The 18,138-nt window shown below is 71.9% G+C and carries 14 protein-coding genes; 11 read left to right on the top strand and 3 right to left on the bottom strand.

Annotated features, from left to right (window positions below; translation table 11 throughout):
* Positions 1-39: 39 nt before the first annotated feature.
* Positions 40-2,289, bottom strand: a complete 2,250-nt coding sequence (locus tag ABD230_RS15330; protein ID WP_344376294.1) for a beta-xylosidase family glycoside hydrolase — start codon at positions 2,287-2,289, stop codon at positions 40-42.
* A 183-nt stretch (positions 2,290-2,472) separates the two neighbouring features.
* Between ABD230_RS15330 and ABD230_RS15325 the strand changes: the two genes are divergently transcribed.
* From ABD230_RS15325 to ABD230_RS15305, 5 genes are read left to right on the top strand one after another with little or no spacing between them, the layout of a single operon-like run.
* Entirely contained in the window at positions 2,473-3,549 is a 1,077-nt protein-coding gene (locus ABD230_RS15325) for a LacI family DNA-binding transcriptional regulator (RefSeq protein ID WP_344376290.1), read from the top strand.
* Positions 3,546-5,171, top strand: coding sequence for an FAD-dependent oxidoreductase (locus ABD230_RS15320; protein ID WP_344376289.1), 1,626 nt, complete (start codon positions 3,546-3,548; stop codon positions 5,169-5,171). The genes ABD230_RS15325 and ABD230_RS15320 overlap by 4 nt, the downstream gene beginning before the upstream one ends.
* A gap of 11 nt (positions 5,172-5,182) precedes the next feature.
* The gene (locus tag ABD230_RS15315) at positions 5,183-6,463 is read left to right on the top strand and encodes an ABC transporter substrate-binding protein (protein ID WP_344376286.1); all 1,281 of its coding nucleotides are present in this window, start codon (positions 5,183-5,185) and stop codon (positions 6,461-6,463) included.
* A gap of 17 nt (positions 6,464-6,480) precedes the next feature.
* Positions 6,481-7,440, top strand: coding sequence for a carbohydrate ABC transporter permease (locus ABD230_RS15310; RefSeq protein ID WP_344376282.1), 960 nt, complete (start codon positions 6,481-6,483; stop codon positions 7,438-7,440).
* Positions 7,430-8,383, top strand: coding sequence for a carbohydrate ABC transporter permease (locus ABD230_RS15305; RefSeq protein WP_344376279.1), 954 nt, complete (start codon positions 7,430-7,432; stop codon positions 8,381-8,383). Before ABD230_RS15310 ends, ABD230_RS15305 begins: the two co-directional genes overlap by 11 nt.
* 22 nt (positions 8,384-8,405) lie before the next feature.
* Here ABD230_RS15305 and ABD230_RS15300 read toward each other — a convergent pair whose 3' ends face one another.
* Entirely contained in the window at positions 8,406-9,317 is a 912-nt protein-coding gene (locus ABD230_RS15300; protein ID WP_344376277.1) for a LysR family transcriptional regulator, read from the bottom strand.
* 96 nt (positions 9,318-9,413) lie between these two features.
* On the opposite strand from ABD230_RS15300, the gene ABD230_RS15295 reads away from it, so the two are divergent.
* The 3 genes from ABD230_RS15295 to ABD230_RS15285 all read left to right on the top strand — a co-directional run bounded on the left by ABD230_RS15295 (position 9,414) and on the right by ABD230_RS15285 (position 12,413).
* Entirely contained in the window at positions 9,414-10,442 is a 1,029-nt protein-coding gene (locus tag ABD230_RS15295; protein WP_344376275.1) for an MBL fold metallo-hydrolase, read from the top strand.
* 43 nt (positions 10,443-10,485) lie between these two features.
* Positions 10,486-11,847 (top strand): MFS transporter, encoded by a 1,362-nt coding sequence (locus ABD230_RS15290; protein ID WP_344376274.1) that lies wholly within the window; start codon positions 10,486-10,488, stop codon positions 11,845-11,847.
* 119 nt (positions 11,848-11,966) lie between these two features.
* Positions 11,967-12,413 (top strand): hypothetical protein, encoded by a 447-nt coding sequence (locus ABD230_RS15285; protein WP_344376273.1) that lies wholly within the window; start codon positions 11,967-11,969, stop codon positions 12,411-12,413.
* On the opposite strand, the gene ABD230_RS15280 is transcribed toward ABD230_RS15285, so the two are convergent.
* Positions 12,410-14,428: an acyl-CoA dehydrogenase family protein gene (locus tag ABD230_RS15280; RefSeq protein ID WP_344376271.1), complete on the bottom strand. Its 2,019-nt coding sequence runs from the start codon at positions 14,426-14,428 to the stop codon at positions 12,410-12,412. The genes ABD230_RS15285 and ABD230_RS15280 overlap by 4 nt on opposite strands.
* 1,497 nt (positions 14,429-15,925) lie before the next feature.
* On the opposite strand from ABD230_RS15280, the gene ABD230_RS15275 reads away from it, so the two are divergent.
* From ABD230_RS15275 to ABD230_RS15265, 3 genes are all read left to right on the top strand, one after another.
* The gene (locus ABD230_RS15275) at positions 15,926-16,525 is read left to right on the top strand and encodes a carboxymuconolactone decarboxylase family protein (protein WP_344376268.1); all 600 of its coding nucleotides are present in this window, start codon (positions 15,926-15,928) and stop codon (positions 16,523-16,525) included.
* A 10-nt stretch (positions 16,526-16,535) separates the two neighbouring features.
* Positions 16,536-17,429 carry an RNA polymerase sigma-70 factor gene (locus tag ABD230_RS15270; protein WP_344376266.1) on the top strand — a complete coding sequence of 298 codons (894 nt, stop codon included), beginning with the start codon at positions 16,536-16,538 and terminating at the stop codon, positions 17,427-17,429.
* Positions 17,430-17,490: 61 nt separating this feature from the next.
* On the top strand, positions 17,491-18,126 hold the full coding sequence (locus ABD230_RS15265) for a GyrI-like domain-containing protein (protein WP_344376264.1): 636 nt from the start codon (positions 17,491-17,493) through the stop codon (positions 18,124-18,126).
* Positions 18,127-18,138: the final 12 nt, after the last annotated feature.

The following is an 18,138-nucleotide window of genomic DNA, read 5'->3' as shown; positions in this document are numbered from 1 at the left end:
CGGTGCGCACCGCCCGTGCGCACCGCGACCCCGCTCGGCTCACCCGACGGTGAGCGGCTTCGACGCGGTCGTGCCGGCGCCGTTGGCGAACTCCATGACGAACACGTGCTCGCCCGTGAGGCCCGCGATGGGCACCTCGACGTGCTGGGCGGCCGGCGTCGCCGCGACCAGCGTGCCGGCGGCGATCTCCTCGCCGTCCTGCAGCAGCCGCCACGAGTCGGCATTGGTGCCCCACCAGAGGTCGGCCGAGAGCGTGAACGTGCCGTCGCCGTCCCAGTCGTCGTCCGACAGCTTCGGCGTGCCCGGCTCGGCGTCGGTCACCTTCACGGTGAGCGGCTTGGTCGCCGTCGTGCCCTGCGAGTTCGCGAGCTCGCCGCGGAACTCGTAGGTGCCGTTCGGCAGGCCCGTGATCGGCACGCTCGCGTGCTGCGCCTCGGGCGACGACGGCTCGAGGGGGACCGTGGCGATGAGCTCGTCGTCCTGGTAGAGCCGGAACCGGGTGGCGTTCGCGCCCCACCAGAGGTCCATCCGGACGTCGAAGTTCCCGTCGTCGAGGCCGTACTCCCAACCGCTCGTGGAGCTCAGCACGGCCTTCGCCGGCGCCGCCGACTCGTCATCGGGCGGCAGCAGTTCGGCGAGGCACGCCTCGTAGCCTTCGGGCGTCGGCGACCAGCGGAACCAGTCGAACGTCGCGTCGATCTCCTCGGCGCCGAGGCTGCCGCGGAAGGCGTACGGCCCGACGTGGGTGAACGGCGTCTCCGAGAACAGGAACGGGCGGCCGTAGTCGGTGAACGTCGCGCCGTCGTACGACACGCTCGACTGGATCGCGACGCCGTCGCTCGTCATCCGGAGCCACACGGTGTCGGCCTCGGGCACCGCCGGTGCGGCGGTGTCCTGCCGGTTGTTCCCGTTCAGGTACCGCACGACCTCCAGGGTCTTGCCCGGCGTCGCCCGGCCGAGGTCGAACTTGCCGTACACGGTGTCGGAGGCGTAGAGCAGGAGCCCCGCCTGCTGGTACCGCTCGGCGACGTCGATCGTCACCTTCGTGGTCAGCTGCCACGGGCCGTCCGGCAGCTCCTGCTGGGGAAGGGATGCCGCGGCCACGCCGCCCTCGTACGCGGGGATCGTGAGCACGCCGTCCGCGACCGCGTGCCGCGCGGCGTCCGCACGGACGACGCGGTCCCAATCGGCCGAGAGCGCGTCGCCCTCGAACTCGTCCGAACCGGGCGCGGCGCACTGCTCGAAGACGGGGTTCTCGGGGTCGACGGGCCAGGCGACCGGGTCGGGCCCGCCCGGACCCTCGACGTCGGGGCCGGCCTTCGCCCAGGCGATGGTCGCGCCGAGGCGGTCGCCGGACTCGTAGAAGAGCCAGGTGTCCTCGCCCTGCGACAGGATCTCCGGCGCAGCGACCCGGCCGACGTCGTCGCCGACGCCGCTGGAGCGGTGCAGCAGCTGCGCGTCGCCGACGTCGGTGAGCGTCGGGTCGATGGTGCGCGCCATGACGTTGCCGGTGGAGTTGTGGTAGATCACGTAGAGCGCTCCGCCCCACTCCCAGAGGTTGCCGCCCGAGACGTTGCCGCTGTCCCCGGTGCCCGGGTCGACCACGGTGCCGGGCCGCACGTCCCAGGTGCGGCCGTCGACGGACTCGGCGAGCTTCAGGTGCCGGTGGTTGTCGGTGAAGTTCGCCATGTAGAACATGCCGTATCGGTACCCGGACGACGGGTCGGGGTGCTCGAAGACGCGCGCGTAGCTCGTCTCCGTGACGTCCGGCCCGCCCATCGCGTTCGTGACGGCGACGTCGCCGTAGTCGAAGTGCACGCCGTCGGTGCTCGTCGCGTACCGGGTCACGGAGTTCTCGCCGTGGAAGTAGAGGAAGACCTCGCCGGCCTCCTCGTTCCAGATCGCGTCGGGCGACGAGACGTGCGAGACGTCGTAGTACGGGGACCAGTCGCTGGCGATGATCGGGTTGGCCTCGTACTCGGTCCACGGGCCGTCGAGGCTGTCGGCGTACATGAGCATGATGCCGGCGGGGCGGTCGTGCGGGGCGAGGTAGAGGTACCACTCGCCGAGCGGATCGTCGAGGTACGCCCCGGCGTGGAACACGCTCGGGAAGATGAACTCGTTCGTCGGGTTGTAGCGCATCTCCGCCTTGTCGGTGATGACGCCCTGGTAGACGAAGTCGGGGAACGGCTCGGCCGCGGCCGCCGGGGCGGTCGCGGTGAACGGGGCGATCGCGAGTGCGGCGATCGCGGCGATGGCGGCGGCGCGTGGGCGCCGGCTGACGGGCATGCGGTAGCTCCTTCGATACGCGGGACCGGTCGGATGCCACGACGGACCGCCCCCGCGGCGGATCGGCCGTCCTCGGCCTGCGCTGGGGCTTCTGCGACATCCGGGTTGCTAATCCGTATTAGCATCCGGTACGGTCTACGCTAATGCGGATTAGCACCGCAGGACAAGACCCGAAGGATCTCGATGACGACTTCCCAGACCCCGCCGCGACGCATCACGCAGCGCCGCATCGCGGAACTCGCCGGCGTGAGCCAGGCGACCGTCTCGCTCGTGCTGAACGACAAGGCCGACGGAGCCGGGCGCATCCCCGAGGAGACCCGCGACCGCGTGCTCCAGGTGCTGCGCGAGACCGGCTACGTGGCCGATCCCGCCGCCCGCCGCCTCGCCGGCCTCGGCAACAAGATCCTCGGCGTCTTCACCTACGAGCCCGCGTTCCCGACCGAGAGCCAGGACTTCTACGCGCCGCTGCTCAGCGGCATCGAGGAGGCCGCGGAGGAGCTCGGCTGCGACCTGCTGCTCTTCACGAGCGCCCCGGTGGTCGACGGCACCCGGCGCCTCCTGCACGAGAATAACCGCCTGCGCCTGGCCGACGGATGCCTCCTGCTCGGCGTCGAGATGGACCCGGTCGAGCTCGAGCGACTCGTCGCCGACGGCTTCCCGTTCGTCGCGGTCGGTCGTCGCGAGGTCGAGGGCGTGCCCTACGTGGCCATCGACTACGCGCAGGGCGCGGCCGAGCTCGTCGGTCGCGCATGGGACCTCGGCCACCGGCGGTTCGCCTACGTGCACGTCGACAGCACCGGCGAGTCGGTCATGGACCGTCGTGCCGGCGTCGTCGGCGAGCTCGAACGCCGGGGCGGTCCCGTCGCCGCCGCCGAACTGCTCGCGATGCCCGTCGACGGGGCGGATGACGCGGCGCTGCGCTCCGCGCTCGACGAGGCCCGCGCGGCGGGCGCGACCGTGCTCGTCGTCGAGACGCACGAGACCGCGGTGCGCCTGCGCGCGCTCGCCGCCGCGGCCGGCATCGACGTGCCCGGCACGCTCTCGCTCATCGTGCTCGGCGACGCGGCCCGCGCGAACGGCGACTCGGGCGACTTTACCCGGCTCAGCCCGCCTCGGAGCGCGCTCGCGAGCGCCGCGACCACCCTCCTCGCGCGCATCCTCGACCCGCACGACGACGTGCCCGACGACGAGCTGCGCCAGACCCTCGCCTGCCCCGTGATGGCCGGCGCCACCCTCGTCGCCCCGGAGGACGCCGCATGACCGGCCGTGCCGCGAGCGAGCTCCACGCCGACGTGCTGGTCGTGGGCGGAGGCCTGGGCGGGGTCGCCGCCGCGCTCGGCGCGCTCGAGGGCGGCCGCTCGGTCGTCCTCAGCGAGGAGTACCGCTGGCTCGGCGGCCAGCTGACGAGCCAGGCCGTGCCGATGGACGAGCACACCTGGATCGAGTCCTTCGGGGCGACGGCCCGCTATCGGCAGTTGCGCGAGGGCATCCGCGACTACTACCGGCGGCACTACCCGCTGACGGATGCCGCGCGCTCCGACCCGCACCTGAATCCGGGTGCCGGCCTCGTCGGCCGCATCTGCGCCGAACCGCTCGTCGGCGTCGCGGTGCTCGAGTCGATGCTCGCGCCCTTCCGCGCGACGGGGCGGCTCCGGATCATCCAGCCGGCCGTGCCGGTGGCGGCGCAGGTCGACGGCGACCGCATCGAGTCCGTCACCCTGCGCGGACTCGACGACGGGCACGAGACGACGGTGAGCGCCGACTACGTCGTCGACGCGACCGAGCTCGGCGACCTGCTCCCGCTCACGGGAGCCGAGTACGTCACCGGGTTCGAGTCCCGCCGCGACACGGGCGAGCCGAGCGCCCCCGAAGCGGCACAGCCCGACAACCAGCAGGCCTTCAGCTGGTGCTTCGTCGTCGACCACGTCGACGGAGACCACACGATCGACCGGCCCGAGCAGTACGACGAGTGGAGCGCGGCGCGACCCGCGTACTGGGGCGCGCCCATGATCTCGCTCACCGGGCCCGACCCGCGCACGCTCGAGACGGTCACCCGCACCTTCACGCCGAACGACGACGCACCCGGCGACCTCGTCGCCGACCAGCGCGCCGACGCGGGCGATCGCGAGCTCTGGACGTTCCGCCGCATCGTGGCCCGCAGGAACTTCACTCCCGGCGCCTACGCGAGCGACGTCGTGCTCGTGAACTGGCCGATGATCGACCACGTCGACGGCACCATCGTCGACGTGCCGGACGAGGTGCGCGCCGATCGCGAGCGTGCGGCGCGGCAGCAGTCGCTGTCGATGCTCTACTGGCTGCAGACCGAGGCGCCCCGGCCCGACGGCGGCACCGGCTTCCCGGGGCTGCGGCTCCGCCCCGACCTGACGCAGGGGCCCGACGGGCTCGCGATGGCGCCCTACATCCGGGAGTCCCGGCGCATCCTCGCCGAGACCACGGTCACGGAGCTCGACCTCTCGATCGCGGCATCCGGCCAGGACGGCCCGGCCGTGTTCGACGACACCGTCGGCATCGGCATGTACCGCATCGACCTCCACCCCTCCAGCGGCGGCGACAACTACCTCGACCTGCCGTCGCGTCCCTTCGAGATCCCCCTCGGAGCCCTGATCCCCCGACGGCTGGAGAACCTCCTGCCGGCGGGCAAGAACGTCGGTACCACCCACATCACCAACGGGGCGTTCCGGCTCCACCCGGTCGAGTGGAACATCGGCGAAGCGGCGGGCCGCCTCGCGGCCTTCTGCCTCGATCGTGCGTCCCGCCCCCGCGCGATCCGCACCACCCCTGGACTCCTCGAGGAGTTCCAGTCCCTGCTCACACAGCGAGGCGTCGAGCTGCACTGGCCGCACGGCGTCTCCGGATACTAGGAGAAACCACCATGAGATCAGCAAGGGTGCTGACGGGTCTCGCGCTCGCGTCGGTCGCGGCGATGGCCCTGTCGTCGTGCTCCGGAGGCGGGGCGTCATCCGAGTCGGAGGACATCGAGCTGCGGATGACCGTGTGGACCTCGAACGAGGACCACCTCGCCCTGTTCGACTCCATCGCCGAGGCGTACATGGAGGAGCACCCGGAGGTGACCGACATCACCTTCGACCCGCTCCCGTTCGAGGACTACACCTCGACCGTGACCACCCAGATCGCCGGCGGCTCCGCCCCCGACCTGGCGTGGATCCTCGAGAACGCCGCCCCCGACTTCGTCGACTCGGGCGCGCTGCTCCCGCTCGACGAGACGCTCGAGGCCGACCCGGACTACGGCTTCGACGACCTCTCGGAGAGCGCCACCGCGCTCTGGCACGACGACTCGGGCGCACTGGTCGCCTACCCGTTCTCGACGTCGCCGTTCGTGATGTTCGCCAACGACGACCTGCTCGCCGAGGCCGGCCTGCCGAGCGCCGCCGAGATGCAGGCGAACGACGACTGGAACTGGGAGGGCGTGTCCGAGGCGGGTGCCGCGGTGCACGAGGCCACCGGCAAGGCCGGCTTCGTCATCCGCGACTTCGACTACACCACATGGGACAACCTCGCCTCGGTGTGGATGGGCTGGGGCGCCGCGCCCTGGAGCGAGGACGGCACGCAGTGCACGTTCGATGCGCCCGAGATGGTCGACGCGTTCGAGTTCCTGCACGACGCCGCCTTCGACGCACAGTCGATGCCCGGCCCCGGCACCACCGCGGACTTCTTCGCGGGCGAGTCGGCGTTCACCGTGACCCAGATCTCGCGTGCGTCGCTGCTCGACGGCAGCTTCGCGTGGAACCTGCTGCCGCTGCCCGAGGGCCCGGTGGGCGAGTACTCGATGGTCGGGCAGGCCGGCATCGGCGTGATGTCCTCGGGCGAGCACGCGGACGCCGCCGCCGACTTCCTCGCGTTCTTCACGAACCCGGAGAACTCGCAGCAGCTCGCGCAGTACTTCCCGCCGCCCCGCGTCTCGCAGCTGAACGTCGAGACCCTCGCGGCCACCAACCCGACGCTCACCCCCGAGCAGATCGAGGACGTGGTGATCCCCGGCATCGAGATCGGCGTCACCCGGCCGAGCCACACCGACTCGGCCGAGATCGGCCAGGAGGTCCGCAGCTCACTCGACGCCCTCTGGGTGGCGGACGCCGACATCCCCGGTACGCTCGCCGACACCTGCACCGCGATCGACCCCCTGCTGGGCTGAGGAAGGCGACTCCCTCCATGGCCATCACCACGACGACTCCGGGTCGGGCCCAGGCCCGCCCCGGGGTCGCCCCCGCGCCGCCGCGGCGACGCCTCGTGCCCTCGTACCGGGCGCGCGACGCGCTCGCCGGGTACCTGTTCGTCGCACCGCAGGTGCTCGGCATCGGGCTCTTCGTCCTGCTGCCGCTCGGACTCATCTTCTGGTACTCGTTCCACGAGTGGAACGTGCTCGCGGGCACGTTCCGCTGGGTCGGGCTCGAGAACTTCGAGAAGCTCGTCGCCGACCCCAAGCTCGCGCCGGTGCTGCAGGCCACCGCGGTCTTCTCAATCGGGCTGGTCGTGTGCAACCTGGCCCTCGCCCTGCTGCTCGCCGTCCTGCTGAATCGCAAGGTCCGCGGAATGACCGCGTTCCGCACGATCTTCTTCTCGCCCGTCGTGGTCTCGCTCGTCGCCTGGACCATCGTGTGGTCGTTCCTCATGCAGGACAACGGCGGCATCAACGGCCTGCTGCAGCTCGTCGGCATCGACGGGCCGAACTGGCTGCGCGAGGGCCCCACCGCCATGGCCTCCGTCATCGTCGTCCAGGTCTTCAAGAACGTCGGCCTCAACATGGTCCTCTTCCTCGCCGCCCTCCAGGGCGTGCCGCAGGAGATCCAGGAGGCCGCGCGGATGGACGGCGCCTCGGACCGCCAGCTGTTCTGGCGCATCACGGTGCCGCTCATCTCGCCGACGATCCTGCTCACCTCGATCATCACGATCGTCGGCTCGCTGCAGGTGTTCGCCCAGATCGCGGTACTGACGCAGGGTGGCCCGGGCATCTCGACGACCGTGCTCGTCTACTACCTGGTGCAGCAGGCGTTCGACTTCCATCACTTCGGCTACGGATCGACCCTGGCCATCCTGCTCTTCGGCATCGTGCTGGTGCTGACCATCGCGCAGTGGCAGCTGCGCAGGAGGTGGGTCTTCTATGAGAACTGAGTCCGTCGCCCTCCGCGAACGCCACGACGCGGAACCGGCCGTGCCGGTGGTGCCGCCGCTCGGCGCGGCATCCGTCGACGCCCCGACCCGGCGCCCCGCAGGCCGTCGCCCGCGCAGCCCGTGGCGCACGCTGCTCTTCTACGGCGCGCTGTGCGTGCTCGCGGTGCCGTTCGTGTTCCCGACCTGGTGGATGATCACCTCGTCGTTCAAGCCGATCAGCGAGATCTTCGCCTTCCCGCCCGAGCTGTGGCCGTCGAACCCGACGCTCGACGGCTACGTGGGCGCCTTCACCGAGCAGCCGTTCGCCGAGCAGTACCTCAACTCGATGTACATCGCGATCCTGGTGACCCTCGGCACGATGCTGTTCTCGTCGATGGCCGGCTACGCGTTCGCGCGCATCCGCTTCCCCGGCCAGAACGTGCTCTTCGTGGTGGTGCTCACCGGCCTGCTCATCCCGAGCGAGGTCACCATCGTGCCGCTGTTCCAGCTGTTCAACTCGTGGGGCATGATCGACACCCACTGGCCGCTCCTGCTCGTCACGACCTTCGGTGCCCCGAGCGTGCTCGCCACGTTCATCATGCGCCAGTACTTCATCACGCTCCCGGTCGAGCTCGAGGAGGCCGGACGCATCGACGGACTCGGGCGCTGGCGCATCTACTGGAGCATCGCCCTGCCGCTCAGCCGGTCGGCGCTCGCGGCGGTCGCGATCTTCACGTTCCTCAATGTCTGGAACCTCTACCTGGAGCCCACCGTCTACCTGCAGACGCCCGAGCTGTTCACGCTGCCGCAGGCGCTGACGCGCTACACCGACGCCTACGGCGGCGAGATGTGGAACATCCAGCTCGCCGCGGCGGCCATGACCGCGCTGCCCGTGCTCGTCGTGTTCGTCTTCGCGCAGAAGCAGTTCGTCGAGGGGCTCGCCCAGACCGGGTTGAAGGGCTGAGCGGCGGGAGGCGGTGGGCCCCTCAGCCCATCGCCTCCTGCAGGCCCGCCTCGCCGAGGAGCCCGACCAGGGCGTCGAGCCGTGCCGTGCGCCGCTGCCCGTGCGGCATCGCGAGGACCACATCGTTCGGCTCGACCGCATCGCGCACGCGCACGTACGCGACGTGCCGCCCGTCGAAGCTCTGGGTTCCGCGCGGGCGGCCGCTGAACACCGAGTAGCCGAGCCCGCGGGCGACCATCGCGCGCACGGTCTCGGGGTTCGCGAACGCCCAGCCGGCGCGCGGCACGACCCCGGCCTCCTCGATGAGCGTCTCGATGACGCCGCGCGAGCCCGCGGGCTGCACCAGGATGAGGCGTTCGTCGGCGAGGTCGGCGAGGGCGACGTCCTCGGCCCCTGCGAGCGGATGCCCCTCGGGGAGCACCGCGTACGGGGCGAGGGAGCGGATGGTGCGGGCATCCAGGCCCGGCGCGAGCTGCCGCCGGTACAGCAGCGCGGCATCCGCCGTGCCCTCCCGGACCAGCTCCTGCACCTCGCTCGCGAGCCCGTCGACGAGGTCGAGCTCGACGCGCGGATGCCGCTCGGCGAACGCCTCCGCGAGCGGGGGCAGGACGCGCGGCGAGAGGGCCACCGTGCAGGCGACGCGCAGCGGCCCGGCCACCTCGTCCTGCTCCGCGCCGGCGAGCTGCGCGAGCTCGTCGAGGTCGTCGATGATGCGGCGCGCGACGGGCAGCATCCGCTCGCCGGGGCGGGTGAGGACGACGCCCTTGGCCGGGCGCCGCACGAGCACCTGGAGGCCGAGCGCGCGCTCCATCTCGGCGAGGCCCGTCGACACCGCGGCCTGCGAGGCGCGGCACCGCTCGGCCGCGGCGCTGAGCGTGCCGAGGTCGGCCGCGGCCACGAAGTACTCGAGCTGTCGGACCGTCACGCCATTCATCGGTTCTCCTTATGAAGACCTTCGAAAACCTCCGCTGTACAGAACATTACGCGCGGCCGACGATGGTCTCATCAGGCACGTCGAAGGAGACACCGCATGACCGACACCGAGCACCGCATCGTCACCCTGGGGACCGCAGGGGGCCCGCGCTGGTGGACGCCGATCGACGCGCACTCCCGGTTCGGCATCTCGACGGCCGTCGCCGTCGGCGACCGCGTCTACCTGGTCGACGCCGGCCTCGGCGCCGGACGCCAGTTCACCCGCGCGGGGTTCCGCATGGACCAGCTCGCCGGCGTCTTCCTCACCCACCTCCACTCCGACCACACCACCGACCTCGCGAACCTCGCGCTGTTCGGCATGTTCGGGCTGAGCGGGGAGGGGGCGCCGATCCCGATCATCGGCCCCGGCGACCGCGGTGAGCTCCCGCCCGTCTCGCCGCGCGCGACCGTGCCGCCGCGGCCGGTCGCCCCGCACCTGCCGACGCCCGGCACCGCCGACCTGTTCCGGCTCCTGATGGAGGCGCAGGCGACCGACCTCAACGACCGCGTGCTCGACGCGCTGCGGCCGTCGCCGACCGACCTGTTCGACGCGCGCGACATCGCGATCCCCGCCGGCATCGGGTACCACCCGAACGACGCCCCGACGCCCGACATGGACCCCTTCACCGTCTTCGAGGACGACCGCGTGCGCGTCGACGCGATCCTGGTGCAGCATCCGCCCATCGCGCCCGCCTTCGCGTTCCGGTTCACGACCGACGAGGGCTCGGTCGCGATCTCCGGCGACACCGCGCCCTGCGCGAACACCGTCCGGCTCGCCGCCGACGTCGACCTGCTGCTGCACGAGGCCATCAGCTTCGAGTGGGTCGCCGAGGCCTACGGTTCGCGCGACGACGAGACCTCGCGCGCCTCGATCGACCACCACCGGAAGTCGCACACCAGCGTCGAGGAGGCGATCGCCCTGGCCCAGGAGGCCGGCGCGCGTCGCCTCGCCCTGCACCACCTCGTCCCGGGGCACCTGCCCACGGACGCCTGGCTCCGCGCCGCGGCCGGAGCCGACCTCGAGGTCCTCGTCCCCGACGACCTCGACCGCATCTCCTTCGCCCGGGAGCGCGCGCTCGCGGCCTGACCGCGCTCGCACGCCGTGACACACTGAGACAGAGAGGTCGACGATGACCCAGATCACCCGCACCGCACCCCACGAGACGACGATGCCGACCACCGCGGCCGACGGCACGCAGCTGTCGATGACCACGAAGGACATGCGACGCGTCATCGCGTCGAGCTTCATGGGCAGCATGATCGAGTTCTACGACTTCATCCTCTACGCGACGGCGGCCAGCCTCGTGTTCGGACAGGTCTTCTTCGCCGGGCTCGGCCCCGCCTTCGCCACCTTCGCCTCGTTCGCGACGTTCGCCGTCGGCTACCTCGCCCGCCCGCTCGGCGGCATCATCTTCGGCCACTTCGGCGACACCCGCGGCCGCAAGGTCGTGCTCATCCTCACGATGGTGCTCATGGGCATCGCCTCGACCCTGATGGGGCTGCTGCCGCCCACGGAATCGGTCGGCGTCATCGCGCCGATCCTGCTCGTGCTGCTCCGCGTTGTGCAGGGCGTCTCGGTCGGCGGCGAGTGGGGCGGGGCGATCCTCGTCGCGCTCGAGCACGCGCCGAAGAAGCACCGCGGCCTCGCCGCGAGCTTCGCCAACGCGGGCGGGCCCGTCGGCGCCGTGCTCGCGACGCTCATGCTCAGCATGTTCTCGCTGCTGCCCGAGGACCAGTTCCTGGCGTGGGGATGGCGGGTGCCGTTCCTGTTCAGCATCGCGCTCGTCGTCGTCGGCCTCATCATCCGGCTGCGCGTCGCCGAGACCCCGATGTTCCAGCAGCTCGAGCAGATCGGCGCCCGTCGCCGCGTGCCGATCCTCGACGTGCTGCGCTACCACTGGCGCGCGGTGCTCATCGCGTTCGTCGCCGTGCTCGCCTTCACGACCTCGCAGGGCCTGATGACGGTCTGGGGCGTCTCGGAGGCCGTCGGCGCCGGCGCCGACCGCACCGGCGTGCTCAACTGGAAGGCCGTCGCCGCGGTCGTGACCGTGATCGTGTCGATCCTCGCGGCCCGCGCCAGCGATCGCCTCGGCCGGCGCGTCGTCGTGGTGGCCGGCTGCGTCGTCGGCATCGTGCTCGCGCTGCCCATCATCGGGCTGCTGCAGACCGGCACGGTCTGGGGCTTCGCGGTCGCGATCATCCTCGGCAACGGCCTCGTGCAGGGCATGGTCTACGGCCCGATCGCCGCATTCGTCGCGGAGCAGTTCCCGACGGCGCTGCGCTTCTCCGGGGCATCCGCCGCGTACCAGACGGCCTCGACCGTGGGAGCCGGATTCTCGCCGCTCATCGCCACGAGCCTCGTGATCGGCCTCGGGGCGACCTGGCCCGTCGCGGTCTTCTGGATGATCGTGCTGGCCGCGAGCGCCGGAGCCGTGCTGCTCGCGAAGGAGAGCAAGGACGTCGACATCCACGCGACGCGCGGGCAGCGCTGAGCGCTCCCGGACGACGTCAGACGGGGCCCGGCTCGATGCGAGCCGGGCCCCGTCACGTCGTGCCGTACGAGCCGGTCAACCCGGCGCGACCAGTGCCCGGCGCGCCATACCCTGACCTGATGGATGCCTGCGCCGCGCTCGCCGACTCGATCGACTCGCTCGCCGGGCTCGGCTACCCGGACGGCCGCTTCCTGAAGGAGCTGGGTCGCGTCGCGGGCGTGCGTCGCGGCCCGTTCTGGGTGACGGATGCCGCGACCGGCGGCCGCAATCGCATCCGCGGCCGCGGCTTCCGGCCGGAGGTCGACGACGACACCGCGGGGCAGGCCCGGCACTTCGCCGGCACGGTGGCCGTCGCCGCGCGCGTCGGCGGCCGGATCACCCGATGGCTCACGACGAACATCCTCCGCGATCCGCCCGAGAGCGCCGACGGACGGCTCAGCGACGAGGCGATCGAGTTCGTGCGACTGGTCCGCTCGGGCGACTTGGCGCAGGCGGATGCCGCGGACTGGATCCGCGAGCGCCTGTGCCACGCTCCGCGGCGGTCCGCCGCGAGCGACCCGGCCTAGCCGGCCGAGCGCGCCGTACGGGCCTTGTCGGCCTTCCCGGCCTTGCCGGCCTTGTCGGCCTTCCCGGCCTTCCCGGGGTCGCCGACCACCCGCCGGTGCACGTCCTCCATCGCGTCCGCGGGGATCTCCTCGGTGATCCACGGTCCGGTGCCCTCGCTCGCGTCGAGGATCCCCGCCTCGAGCCAGGCGTAATCGCCGTCGAGCACGCGCTCGGCGAGGCGCTCGTCCGAGGCATCCGTGTTGCGCCAGAGCTCGTCGAGCAGGCGCTCGGTGCGCTGCCGGGACTGCTCCGCGAACGTGTGTGCGAGCTGGAACGCGGACTTCCGCCGGTCCGGGGTGTCGGTCGCGATCATCGCCGCGCGCACGCACGAGGCGGCGACGGCGAACAGCTCGGCACCGATGTCGACCACGCGGGCGAGGAAGCCCTGCTTGCGCTCGAGGCCGCCCTGCCAGCGCGCCATGCCGTAGAACGTCGCGCGGGCGAGCTTGCGGCTCGTGCGCTCGACGTAGCGCAGGTGCGTCGCCAGCGGGCCGAACTCGTCGTACGACGTGGGCAGGTCGCCGGGCCCCGCGACGAGCTGCGGCAGCCAGCGGGCGTAGAAGCCGCCGGCCGACACCGCGGCCTTGAGCCGGTCGGCCAGCTCGAGCTTCGGGTCGATGAGGTCGCCCGCCGCGGTGAGGTGCGCGTCGACCGCCTCGCGTGCGATGAGGAGGTGCATGATCTCGGTCGAGCCCTCGAAGATGCGGTTGATCCGGAGGTCGCGCAGCTGCTGCTCGGCGCCGACGGCGCGCTCGCCGCGGGCGCGCAGGGAGTCCGCCGTCTCGAAGCCGCGGCCGCCTCGGATCTGCACGAGCTCGTCGGCGATGCGCCAGCCCATCTCCGACGCCCACAGCTTCGCGAGCGCGGCCTCGATGCGGATGTCCTTGCGGTCCTCGTCGGCGAGCACGCCCGAGAGGTCGACGACCGCCTCGAGCGCGAACGTCGTCGCCGCGATGAATGCGACCTTGTGGGCGACGGCGGCGTGCTCGCCGACCGGGTGCCCCCACTGCACGCGCGCCTTCGACCACTCGCGGGCGATCTTGAGGCTCCACTTGCCGGCCCCCGCGCAGATCGCCGGGATGGCGAGCCGGCCGGCGTTGAGCGTCGTCAGCGCGATCTTCAGGCCCTCGCCCTCGCGGCCGACGAGGTTGATCGCCGGGACCCGCACGCCCTTCAGGGACGTGAGCCCGTTCTCGATGCCGCGCAGGCCCATGAACGCGTTGCGGCGGTGCACGGTGATGCCCGGGGCGTCCGCTTCGACGATGAACGCGCTGATGCCGCCGCGGTGCCCGTCGGACTTCGGCACGCGTGCCATCACGACGAGGAGTTCCGCGACGACGCCGTTGGTCGTCCACAGCTTCGTGCCGTCGAGCACGTACTCCGAGCCGTCGTCGGACGGCACGGCCGTCGCCTGCAGCCGGGCCGGGTCCGAGCCGACCTCGGGCTCGGTGAGCAGGAACGCGCTCACGGCGCCGGCCGCGCAGCGCGGCAGCCACCGCCGTTTCTGCTCCTCGGTTCCGGCCAGCATCAGCGGTTCGGGCACGCCGACCGACTGGTGCGCCGACAGCAGCGCGCCGATGCTCGCGTTGACCGAGCCGATCATGGTCAGGGCGTGGTTGTAGTAGATCTGGCCGAGGCCGAGCCCGCCGTACTCGACTGGGATCTTCATGCCGAACGCGCCGAGGTCGGCGAGCCCCTGGAAGACGTCGTCGGGGATGCGCGCGTCGCGCTCGATCCGCGAGACGTCGACCGTGCGGAGAAACGTCTCGAGGTCGGCGAGGAACGCCTCGCCGCGCTCCTCGCGATCCGCGGTCGGCCTCGGATGCGGATGGATCAGCGACAGGTCGAACTGCCCCAGGTACAGGCCCTTGGCGAAGCTCGGCTTCCGCCACTCCTGCTCCCGTGCGGCCTCCGCGACCGCGCGGGACTCCTGCTCATCGACGTGGGAGACGGTGGACTCTCGGGTGGCGCTCACGCGAACCTCCTCGTTCGAGATCCAACGTACGCCGGGGCGCGGGGCCGGGCCAGCCCTTGCGCCGGTCGTGCCGGTCGCGCCGGGCTCGGGGATACCCCGGATGCGATCGACCGGACGGTCCGGGACACGAAGTTCAGTGCTCGACCGGATGATGCGGGCGCCCGGCCCTGCGAGGATGCGATGGATCTCGAAGTCGATCACGCATGCAGTTGGGTGGCGATCGTGATGGTGATTCTCGATGACGCACGGCTCCCCGATGGAGCTGACGCACGTCCCGCCTCCGGGCGGCATGCGATCCGCGCGCAGCGCTCGTCGAACCGCGGACCGTGGTACCAGCGAGGCAGCGCGCTCGTCCTGGGTGCCGGGGCCCTGGCGGGTGCGATCCTCGCCGTCGTCTCGCTCGTCGACCGGCTGGCCCCCGCCGATACCGTCGATGTCGCACGGATCGACTCAGTCGACCTCGTCGGCCGGTCCACGCTGAAGGAGTTCGCCCGCGAGGCATTCGGCGTCGACTTCCCACTGACCCCGGCAGGTGGCGAGGCGCTCGGGTCGAGGGTGGTTCTCGCCGCGGAGATCACGCCGCTGGAGCCGATCGATCCGGGCGAGCCTGCGCTCCCATTCGAGCCGAACCCGCCACCCGTGCTGGTCGATCCCCGGCTGCCCGACTCGCTGCTCCCGAACGATACGTCGACACCGGTGGCTCCGGCCGAACCCGGCGACCCGCTCGAGCCTTCGGTTCCCGAGGGACCGGATCCGGCCCTGCCCGTTGCGCCGATCGCGCCCGAGCCGCAGCGTTCGCTCCCGTTCGAACCCGACACGCCGCCCGAGACCCCGACGCCGAGCATCCCGCCGACGGGTCTCGACGGATTCCCGAACATTGCGGGCCCGGACGGCTGGGGACTGCCCGGCGAGTTCGCGACGGCGATGCTGGCGGCGCCGATCCTCGACGACTGGGACTTCGACGAGAAGGAACTGCCGGTCGCCTACCTGATCGTCATCGGGACGGGGGGAGAGGAGGGCGAACCGATCGGGCCGGAAGAGGCGGCGCGTCGTCTGGCCGAAGCGCTCAGCGTCGTCGACTCGGCCACCGAGCCCGCGGGCGAGCGCGACCCGATCGGGTGGTCCGTCGCGGTGAACCTCACCCTCGAGGGACTCAAGGGGGTCCCGTTGGTGCTCACGTGGTCGCTGGACGGCGTCGACGTGCCGGACCAGTGGGCGGCGGAGCGGCTCTCCTACCAGGTCGTCGCCGGGACCGACAAGGACACCGGAAGTGCGAGGATCTGGATTCCGCGGATCGACGTCCCGGGCGAATACAACCTCAACGTGCGCCTTCGGCCGGTCTCCGATCCGCGCATCGTGATCGCGTCCGGACGCCCGCTCGCGGTCCCGATCCTCGACTGACGGCGCGCGAGGGTGCCGCGGGCCCGCCTGTCACACCCGTCGCCCCACCGGTGTCTCCATGTCATCGACCCGTTCCGAGACCTGGAGGGACCCGCCATGAGCGTCGCCGCCACCACGACCCGCATCCCCGCCGCCGAGCTGACCGGTCCGGTCGGCGCGCTCGCCCGATTCGGCGCCCGGAGGATCCTCGGCCGCGTGCCCGACTCCGTCGGCGTCATGTGGCACAACCGCCGCGTGCTCCTGGACCTGATGGGCATCGGCCGCAAGGCCGACCGGTGGCGCGCGCTCGATCCGAACCTCGCCTCGTACGCCTCGATGGCGGCCGCCGCCGCGATCGGCTGCAGCTTCTGCCTCGACTTCCACTACTTCGTGGCGCACGATCACGGCCTCGACGAGGCGAAGGCGCGCGAGGTGCCGCGCTGGCGCGAGTCGCCGGTGTTCTCGCCGCTCGAGCGGCAGGTCATGGAGTACGCCGAGGCGATGTGCCAGACCCCGGTCGCCGTGACCGACGAGCTCTCCGACGCGCTGCTCGCCGAGCTCGGGCCGGCCGCGCTGGTCGAGCTGAGCGCGAAGGTCGGCCTGATGAACGCGACCGCGCGCGGCAACATCGCCCTCGGCATCCGTTCCGAGCACTTCGCGGATGCCTGCGGCCTCCCGCCGCTCGCGGACCGCTCCGCCGTCACCGGGGCCGCGTAGGGTGGCCGGCATGGGCACCCACGACGACCCCGGCGTCGACCCGTTCGTCGCCCATCGCAGCCTGCTCTTCACGGTCGCCTACGAGCTCCTCGGCTCCGCGGCCGACGCGGAGGACGTGCTGCAGGAGTCCTGGCTGCGCTGGGCCGACGTCGACCGCGGCGCGGTGCGCGACCCGCGCGCATACCTCGTGCGGATCGTCACGCGGCAGTCGCTCAACCACCTGCGCACGCTGTCGCGCCGTCGCGAGGACTACGTGGGGGAGTGGCTGCCCGAGCCGCTGCGCACGAGCCGCGACGTGGCGGACGACGTCGAGCTCGCGGAGTCGCTCTCGATCGCGACGCTCACGGTGCTCGAGACCCTCGGTCCGGCCGAACGGGCGGTGTTCGTGCTGCGCGAGGTGTTCGATCTGCCGTACGACGAGATCGCGGATGCCGTGGGCAAGACGCCGGCGGCGGTGCGGCAGATCGCGCACCGTGCGAAGGAGCACGTCGCGGCCCGGCGCCCGCGGATGCAGGTCGAGCGCGCCGAGCAGCTCGCGGTGGTCGAGCGATTCATGGTCGCGTTCAACACGGGCGACGTGCAGGGTCTGATGGACGTGCTCGCACCCGATGTCGTCGCGATCGGCGACGGCGGCGGCAAGGTCCGAGGCGCCGCGCGGCGTCCGGTGCGCGGCGCGGAGCGGATCATCGCGTTCCTCTCCGGTGCGACCGAGAAGTGGGGCCTGCACCCGGTCGCCTCGATCATGTGGATCAACGGCGCGCCCGCGCTGCGCGTCGAGGTGGACGGCGAGCTGGCCGCCACGGTCAGCGTCGCGATCGAGGAGGGCCTGATCACGCGGATCTACTCGGTCGCGAACCCCGACAAGCTGTCGGCGCTCGAAGCAGAGGCGACGCTGGCGCGATAGGGGGATCGAGCGGAGCCGCGCCGGGTCCTCCGCGCTGGGCTCGGACAGGGAGGGGAAGGTCGTGACGGAACCGGTGACCGCCAAGTCCGACGTCAAGCGCGAGCATCCCGACCTGTACGCGCCGTCGGCGAAGGAGTTCGCCCTCGTCGACGTGCCGCCGATGCAGTTCCTCGCGATCGACGGTGAGGGCGACCCGAACACCGCGCCCGCCTACCGGGACGCCGTCGAGGCGCTGTTCGGCGTGGCCTACGCTGCGAAGTTCGCGAGCAGGCGGGCGCTCGGACGCGACGTCGTGGTCGCGCCCCTCGAGGGGCTCTGGTGGGCGGACGACCCGGCCGCCTTCACGACCGGTGAGCGCGGTGCGTGGAAGTGGACGCTGCTCCTCCACCAGCCCGACTGGATCGAGCGGGACGCGATCGACGCCGCGATCGCCGCGACCCGTGCGAAGCGGGGCCGTCCCGCCCTCGACCTGCTCCGCCTCGACGTCGTCGACGAGGGCCGCTCCGTGCAGATCCTCCATATCGGGCCGTACCGCGACGAGGCGCCGACCCTCGCGCGGCTGCACGACGAGTGGATGCCGCGTCACGGCCTGACCTTCAACGGCCCGCACCACGAGATCTACCTGAGCGACGCGCGACGCACCGCCCCGGAGCGGCTGCGGACGGTGCTGCGGCAACCCGTCCGACCCGCCACCTGAGCCGGTCGGGCT

It is taken from the genome of Agromyces tropicus (assembly GCF_039531345.1).
In the GTDB taxonomy this organism is placed as follows: Bacteria; Actinomycetota; Actinomycetes; order Actinomycetales; family Microbacteriaceae; genus Agromyces; species Agromyces tropicus.
The sequence above is the reverse complement of the archived record's forward strand: the minus strand, read 5'-3'. Positions and strand labels throughout refer to the sequence as shown.